This window comes from Aquipuribacter hungaricus, assembly GCF_037860755.1.
In the GTDB taxonomy this organism is placed as follows: Bacteria; Actinomycetota; Actinomycetes; order Actinomycetales; family JBBAYJ01; genus Aquipuribacter; species Aquipuribacter hungaricus.
In genome coordinates this window covers 1-6,249 of sequence record NZ_JBBEOI010000206.1, presented here as the reverse complement: position 1 = coordinate 6,249, position 6,249 = coordinate 1, and the positions used below count along the sequence as shown (strand labels likewise).

Annotated in this window: 5 protein-coding genes; 2 read left to right on the top strand and 3 right to left on the bottom strand. The window is 76.8% G+C overall.

Annotation, left to right across the window (positions count from 1 at the left end):
* From WCS02_RS16185 to WCS02_RS16175, 3 genes are all read right to left on the bottom strand, one after another.
* Positions 1 to 1,925 (bottom strand): transglutaminase TgpA family protein (locus WCS02_RS16185; RefSeq protein WP_340295106.1); only part of this gene is annotated, 1,925 nt, incomplete at its 3' end.
* Positions 1,922 to 3,211, bottom strand: coding sequence for a DUF58 domain-containing protein (locus WCS02_RS16180; RefSeq protein ID WP_340295104.1), 1,290 nt, complete (start codon positions 3,209 to 3,211; stop codon positions 1,922 to 1,924). The genes WCS02_RS16180 and WCS02_RS16185, both read right to left, overlap by 4 nt.
* Before the next feature lie 7 nt (positions 3,212 to 3,218).
* On the bottom strand, positions 3,219 to 4,193 hold the full coding sequence (locus WCS02_RS16175; protein ID WP_340295102.1) for an AAA family ATPase: 975 nt from the start codon (positions 4,191 to 4,193) through the stop codon (positions 3,219 to 3,221).
* 383 nt (positions 4,194 to 4,576) lie between these two features.
* Between WCS02_RS16175 and mraZ the strand changes: the two genes are divergently transcribed.
* Entirely contained in the window at positions 4,577 to 5,008 is a 432-nt protein-coding gene (mraZ, locus tag WCS02_RS16170; protein WP_340295100.1) for a division/cell wall cluster transcriptional repressor MraZ, read from the top strand.
* A 143-nt stretch (positions 5,009 to 5,151) separates the two neighbouring features.
* On the top strand, positions 5,152 to 6,123 hold the full coding sequence (gene rsmH, locus WCS02_RS16165) for a 16S rRNA (cytosine(1402)-N(4))-methyltransferase RsmH (RefSeq protein ID WP_340295098.1): 972 nt from the start codon (positions 5,152 to 5,154) through the stop codon (positions 6,121 to 6,123).
* Positions 6,124 to 6,249: the final 126 nt, after the last annotated feature.

The window sequence follows — 6,249 nt, the reverse complement described above, 5'->3', positions numbered from 1 at the left end:
AGGCGCCGCCGGCTGCGCCACCAGCGCCACGCCCGCGGCAGCGCCAGCGCCAGCGCGGCGACCCCGAGGCCCAAGAGCACCTGCAGCACGGGGACACCCACGGCGGCCACGCGCTCCCACACGCTGTCCTCAGCGCCGGCGCCGGCCGCCGCGCTGTCGCGGGGGCGGTCCTCCGGCGGCAGCGGGGCGGCCTGCGACGGTGCCGTCGACGGCTGCGCGGGCGCCGGGTCGGACTGCGGCACGGCCCAGGCGGGCGGCTGGCCGGTGCGGGTGCCGGGGGTCGGCTCGAAGCGGACCCAGCCGACGCCCTCGAAGTACAGCTCGGGCCAGGCATGGGCGTCGTCGGCGCGGATCTCCCAGCGACCGGGCTCGACCTCCTCGCCGGGCAGGAAGCCGATGGCCACTCGTGCGGGGATGTCGAGCGAGCGGGCCATGAGCGCCATCGTCGAGGCGAACTGCACGCAGTAGCCCCGGCGGTCGGCGAGGAAGGCCTCGACGGCGTCGCGGTCGGTGGTGTCCGGCGCGTCGAGGGAGTACGTGAACCCGCCGGTGTTGCGGAACCACTGCTGCAGGGCCAGCGCCTGGTCGTAGCGGGTCTCGGCGCCGGCGACCTCGACCACCCGGCGCGCCTCGTCGAGCACCACCTCCGACATCGACCCCGGCAGCTCGGTCCACACCGGGTCGATGTCGTCCCCCTGGCCCTGCGCCAGCTGGGACGGGTCGGGGCTGATGTCGTAGGAGCTCACCTGGTAGGTGAGGTCTTCGGTCGTGGCGTCGGTGGCCCCGACGGTCAGGGTCCGCGGGTCGACGACCCAGCGGCCCTCGACGTCGACGGTGGCGGCCGGGTAGGGCAGCGGCAGGTAGCCCTGGACGAGGGGGCCCACCGCGACGGAGGTGCTCACGGCCTCCGCGGCCGACAGGACCGCCGGGGAGGTCCCGGGCGGTGCCGGCATGCCCTCGGACACGTCGGCCCCGGTGGGCACGGTGCCCTGCGAGTACTCCCACAGGGCCCCGTCGAAGGTGTCCGCCGTGACCAGCCGCAGCGGGTCGGGGTCCTCGTCGGTGGTGCTGTAGCTGATGAGGACGGTGTCGTCCTGGGTCTGCAGGTCCTCGCGGATGTCGAGGAACGGGTTGACCGACGTCAGCCCCTCCTCGCCCCCGCCGCCGAACCGGTCGGTGACCATGGCCTGCAGCCGCTCGCCGCCGGAGCCGGGCACGACGAGCGGCAGCAGGGCACCGACCGCCAGCGCCACGGCGGCGGTGCTCGCGGCCACCACGGCGAGCTCTTCGCCGACCCCGGACGACGCGTCCTGCCCGCCGCGGGTGCGCCGGCCCAGCACCGCCCCCCAGCCGCGGACCCGGGCGTCGGCGTCCACGAGGGTGAGCCCGAGGTAGCCCAGGCCCGCGGAGAGGAAGCCGAGCAGGCCCACGCCGTCCGGTGCGAGCGCCGTGGCGACGCAGACGACGAGCAGGAGCGGCAGCCCGGCCGCCCCCGGACGGCGCAGCGGGCCCGCGACCGCCGCGGTGACCACGGCGACGAGCCCCGCGGCGAGGGTGACGAGCGTGGTGATGCCGGCGTCGGTCGGCGCCGGCGGCAGCACGGCCTGCGCGGTGACGACGCCGCTGCGCGTGAGGATCTCCAGCGCCCGCAGGCTCGACGGCGTGGGGACGAACCCGCCGAGCGCCGCCTGGGAGGGCACGAGCAGCGCGGTGGCGATGACGAGCGCCGCCAGCGCGCCGGCCGGCACGCCGAGCCAGCGGGGGAGCCCCCCGGCGGCCACCCCGGCGCCGGCCAGCCCGACGGCCGCGACGACGAGCACCACCGGCTGCAGCCAGTCCCGGTCCGCGAGCAGCGGCGACAGGCTGAGCATGGTCATGACGGTCGCCACCGAGGCGAGCAGCGCCGCGCGCACGTCCCGGGTCATGCCAGCGCCCCCGTCCGCTCGAGGCTCTCCCAGGCCTGCACGACCGACCCGCCCGCCTCGACGGTCGCCACCCGCCAGCCGCTGTCCTGGAGCCGGGCGACGGCCGCGTCGTGGCGGTCGGTGAGCAGTCGGTGGCGCGAGGGCGACAGCCGCTCCCACGTCGTGGTGCGGCAGACGACCGCGGCGCGGACGGCGTCGCGGGCGGTCCCGGCGAGCACCTCGACGTCGTCGGGGCCCACCTCCCCGAGCAGCGCGACGAGCATCGACGGGTTCCAGCGCGGCACGGCCTCCACGGCGTCGGCCAGGGTCCCGGGGCCGGTCGGGCGGACCACGGCGAGCCGGTCGAGCGCCTCCTCGACCGGGTCGTCGGCAGCGTCGTCCCGGTGGGCGGTGTCGTGGGAGCCCGGTGCCGGGTCCTCCCCGTCGCCGAGCAGCGCCACCCGCTGGCCCAGGTCGGCGGCGTGGACGAGGACCGACGCGGCGGCGCTGACGAGCAGCTCGAGGGAGGACCGGTCCTCCTCGCCGCGCTGGCCGTCGGCGCGGGAGTCGAGCAGCACGACGGCGTTGTGGTCCTGCGGGTGCTGGTCGGGGCGGACCATGAGCTGCCCGCGGCGCGCGGTCGTCGGCCAGTGCACCCGGCGCAGGTCGTCGCCCTGCCGGTGCTCGCGCACGCTCATGTCCGGGTCGCCGACCACGCCGGCGCCGCCGAGGTCGGAGTCGCCGCCGCGGCCGGTGCGCCGCACGGGCAGCACGGAGGTCAGCGCGTGGACCCGGGGCCGCACCAGCAGCTCGTCGCGCACGGTCGCCTCCCAGGTGCGCTCCACCAGCCCGAACGGCTCCACGCTCAGCAGCCGGGACGGTCCGACGGCGTAGCGCCCTCGCCGGGCGGCCAGCAGCCGGTAGCTGAGCCGGGCGGACTCCGCGGGGCGCAGCGGCGGCAGCACCACCCGGGTGCGGGCCTGCAGGCCCGGCGGCAGCTGGTCCTCGAACAGCAGGACCGGGGTGCGGCGGCCCGAGCGGTTGACAACCTCGACCCGGACCTCGACCTCCTCGCCGACCGCCCCGCGCGGGGGCTCGGTCGACCGGGTGACGGCCAGGTGGAGCGTCTGCGACGCCATGACGAGGACGACGACCAGCGGCAGCAGGGCGAGCAGCCCGGCGACCCGCACCAGGTCAGCCTGCCCGAGCACCACGGCGCAGCCGAGCGCGACGACGCCGGCGGTGAGGAAGGACGTCCCGCGCGAGGTCAGCCCGGACCAGGCCGCCCGCACGTCGGGCAGGCGCACGGCCGGCCTAGCCCCGGGCGCCGGGGACGGGGGTGGCGGCGACGATCTCGCGGACCACGGTCGCCGGGTCCTTGCGGGCGGTCCGCCCGCGGGCGCTGGGCAGGAGCCGGTGCGCGAGGACCGGGACGGCCAGGTGGGCGACGTCGTCGGGGAGCACGTGGTCGCGCCCGACCAGGGCCGCCAGCGCCCGCCCGGCCCGCACCAGCTGCAGCCCCGCCCGGGGGGAGGCGCCCAGGCGGAGGTCCGGGTGGGTGCGGGTGGCCTGGGTGAGGGCGAGCACGTAGTGCCGCAGGGCCTCCGAGACGTGGACCTCGGCGACGGCCGCGACGGCCCGCCGGACCTCCTCGGCGTCGGCGACGGGGGACATGGCGAGCAGGGGGTCGGTGCCGACGTGGGTGCCGAGCAGGCGCAGCTCGTCCTCCGGGCGGGGGTAGCCCATCGCCACCCGGACCATGAAGCGGTCGCGCTGCGCCTCGGGCAGCGGGTAGGTGCCGTCCATCTCGACCGGGTTCTGCGTCGCCACGACGAGGAACGGCGGGGGCAGCGGGTAGGTGCGCCCGTCGACGGTGACCTGCTGCTCCTCCATGGCCTCGAGCAGGGCGGACTGCGTCTTGGGCGAGGCCCGGTTGATCTCGTCGCCGATGACGACGTTGGCGAACACGGCGCCGGGGCGGAACTCGAAGTCGCCGCGCTCCTGGTTGAAGATGCTCACGCCGGTGACGTCGCTCGGCAGCAGGTCCGGGGTGAACTGGATCCGACGGACCGAGCAGTCGATGCTGCGCGCCAGGGCCTTGGCCAGGAGCGTCTTGCCGACGCCGGGGACGTCCTCGACGAGCAGGTGCCCCTCGGCGAGCAGCGCCACGAGCGCGAGGTCGACGACCTCGTCCTTGCCCACCACGACCTGCTGGACCGCGTGGCGCACGGCCGCCGCCGTCGCCGTCGCCTCGGCCAGCGTGGGCGCCTGCCCCTGCACCGTCGTCATCGAGCCCTCCGTCGTCTCTGACCAGGCCGCCTGTCGAGGAGTGCCCGCCCGCAGATGGTCGCACGGCGCTCTCGCGCCCCACCGGCGTCCCCGGTCCTCCACCTCGCTCCACCCCCGCACCCCACGGCCCCCCACCACGCGCAGGCCGGCGGGGTCGTGGCGGCAGACGCGCAGGTCAGCGGCCCGACCCGTCGACCTGCCCCGAGGAGGCCGGGTACGAGGTCCAGCGGGTCCCGCACCGACCGGGACGGAGGTCGAGGCCGTCTGACCTGCGGCGACGCGACATGCGGTCGGACGGGTGGAGGAATTGTCCGTCTGGGTGGAGCGAAGTGGAGTACCGTGGAGCGCGGTGGACCACCAGCAGCCGACGGAGGGAGGGGCCCGTGTTCCTCGGGACGTTCTCCCCCCGTCTGGACGACAAGAACCGGCTCGTCCTGCCCGCCAAGTGGAGGTCCGCCTTCGACGGCGGGATCGTCATGACGCGGGGCCAGGAGCGGTGCGTCTTCGCGTTCCCGCGGGCCGCGTTCGAGTCCCTCGTCGACGAGCTGGCCGGGGCGCCGCTGACCAACAAGGACGCGCGGGACTACGCGCGGATGCTGCTGGCCGGCGCCCAGGACGAGGTGCCGGACAAGCAGGGCCGCGTCACGGTCGCCCCGCTGCTGCGCGAGTACGCCGGGCTCAGCAAGGAGCTCGCGGTGCTCGGCGTCGGCCGGCGCCTGGAGATCTGGGACGCCGCGGCCTGGCAGGACCTGCAGGCCACCGGCGAGCAGGCCTTCTCCGAGCGCTCCACCGAGATCCTCCCGGGCGTGCTGTGAGCACCGCCCTCCGCCACCGCCGACCGGTGGGGTCTCCCGCCGCCGAGCCTGTCCTGGCGCACCTTCCCCGGTGCCAGGCCGCGGCTCGGCGGCGGGGGACCCGACCGGCCGGACCCGCCCCCCACCGCCTCCCGGAGGTCCGCATGACCGACGACCCCGAGAGCCCCGACGAGGTCGCGGGGTCCGCCTCCCACGTCCCGGTCATGCTCGACCGCTGCGTCGACCTGCTCCTGCCGGCCCTGCAGCACGAGGGCGCGGTCGCCGTCGACGGGACCCTCGGCCTCGGCGGGCACACCGACGCCTTGCTCCGGCGCGCCCCCCTCGCCCGCGTCGTCGGCGTGGACCGCGACCCGGTGGCCCTGGCCGAGGCCGGCCGGCGGCTCGCCGGGCACGGGGACCGCTTCCTGGCCGTCGGCGCCGTCCACGACGACGTCGACGACGTCCTCGCGGCCGCGGGCACGGACCAGGTGGACGGCGTCCTGCTGGACCTGGGCGTCTCCTCCATGCAGCTCGACGTCGACGAGCGCGGGTTCTCCTACTCCCGCGACACCCCGCTGGACATGCGGATGGGCGACGAGGGCATGACCGCCGCCGACGTCCTCAACACCTACGACCCGCGCGCGCTCGTCCGGCTCATGCGCTCCCACAGCGACGAGAAGTTCGCCGACCGGATCGCCCGCGCCGTCGTCGCCGCCCGTGCGGTGGAGCCCTTCACCACGAGCGGGCGGCTCGTCGAGCTCGTCTACGACGCCGTGCCCGCCGCCGCCCGGCGGACCGGCGGGCACCCCGCCAAGCGGCTGTTCCAGGCGCTGCGGATCGAGGTCAACGACGAGATCGCCGGTCTCGCCCGGGCGCTGCCCGCCTGGCTGGAGGCGCTCGCACCCGGCGGCGTCATGGTCGTCCTGTCCTACCACTCGGGGGAGGACCGCCTCGTGAAGCGGGCCTTCGCCGCCGTCACCACGGTCGACGCCCCCCACGGCCTGCCGGTCGAGCCGGCGCCCGCCCCGTACGAGCTGCTGGTCAGGGGCGCGGTCAAGGCCACGCCCGAGGAGATCGACGAGAACCCGCGCGCCGCCTCGGTGAGGCTGCGCGCCGTCCGGAGGAGGTCCGCATGAGCGCACCCACGACGAGCTCCCGCCCGCCCCAGGGCCGGCCCACCCGACCGGTCCAGCGGACCGCCGCCCGGGCGCCCCAGCCGCGCACCGGCGGCGCCTCCCGCGCGGCCCGCCCGACCGGCAGCG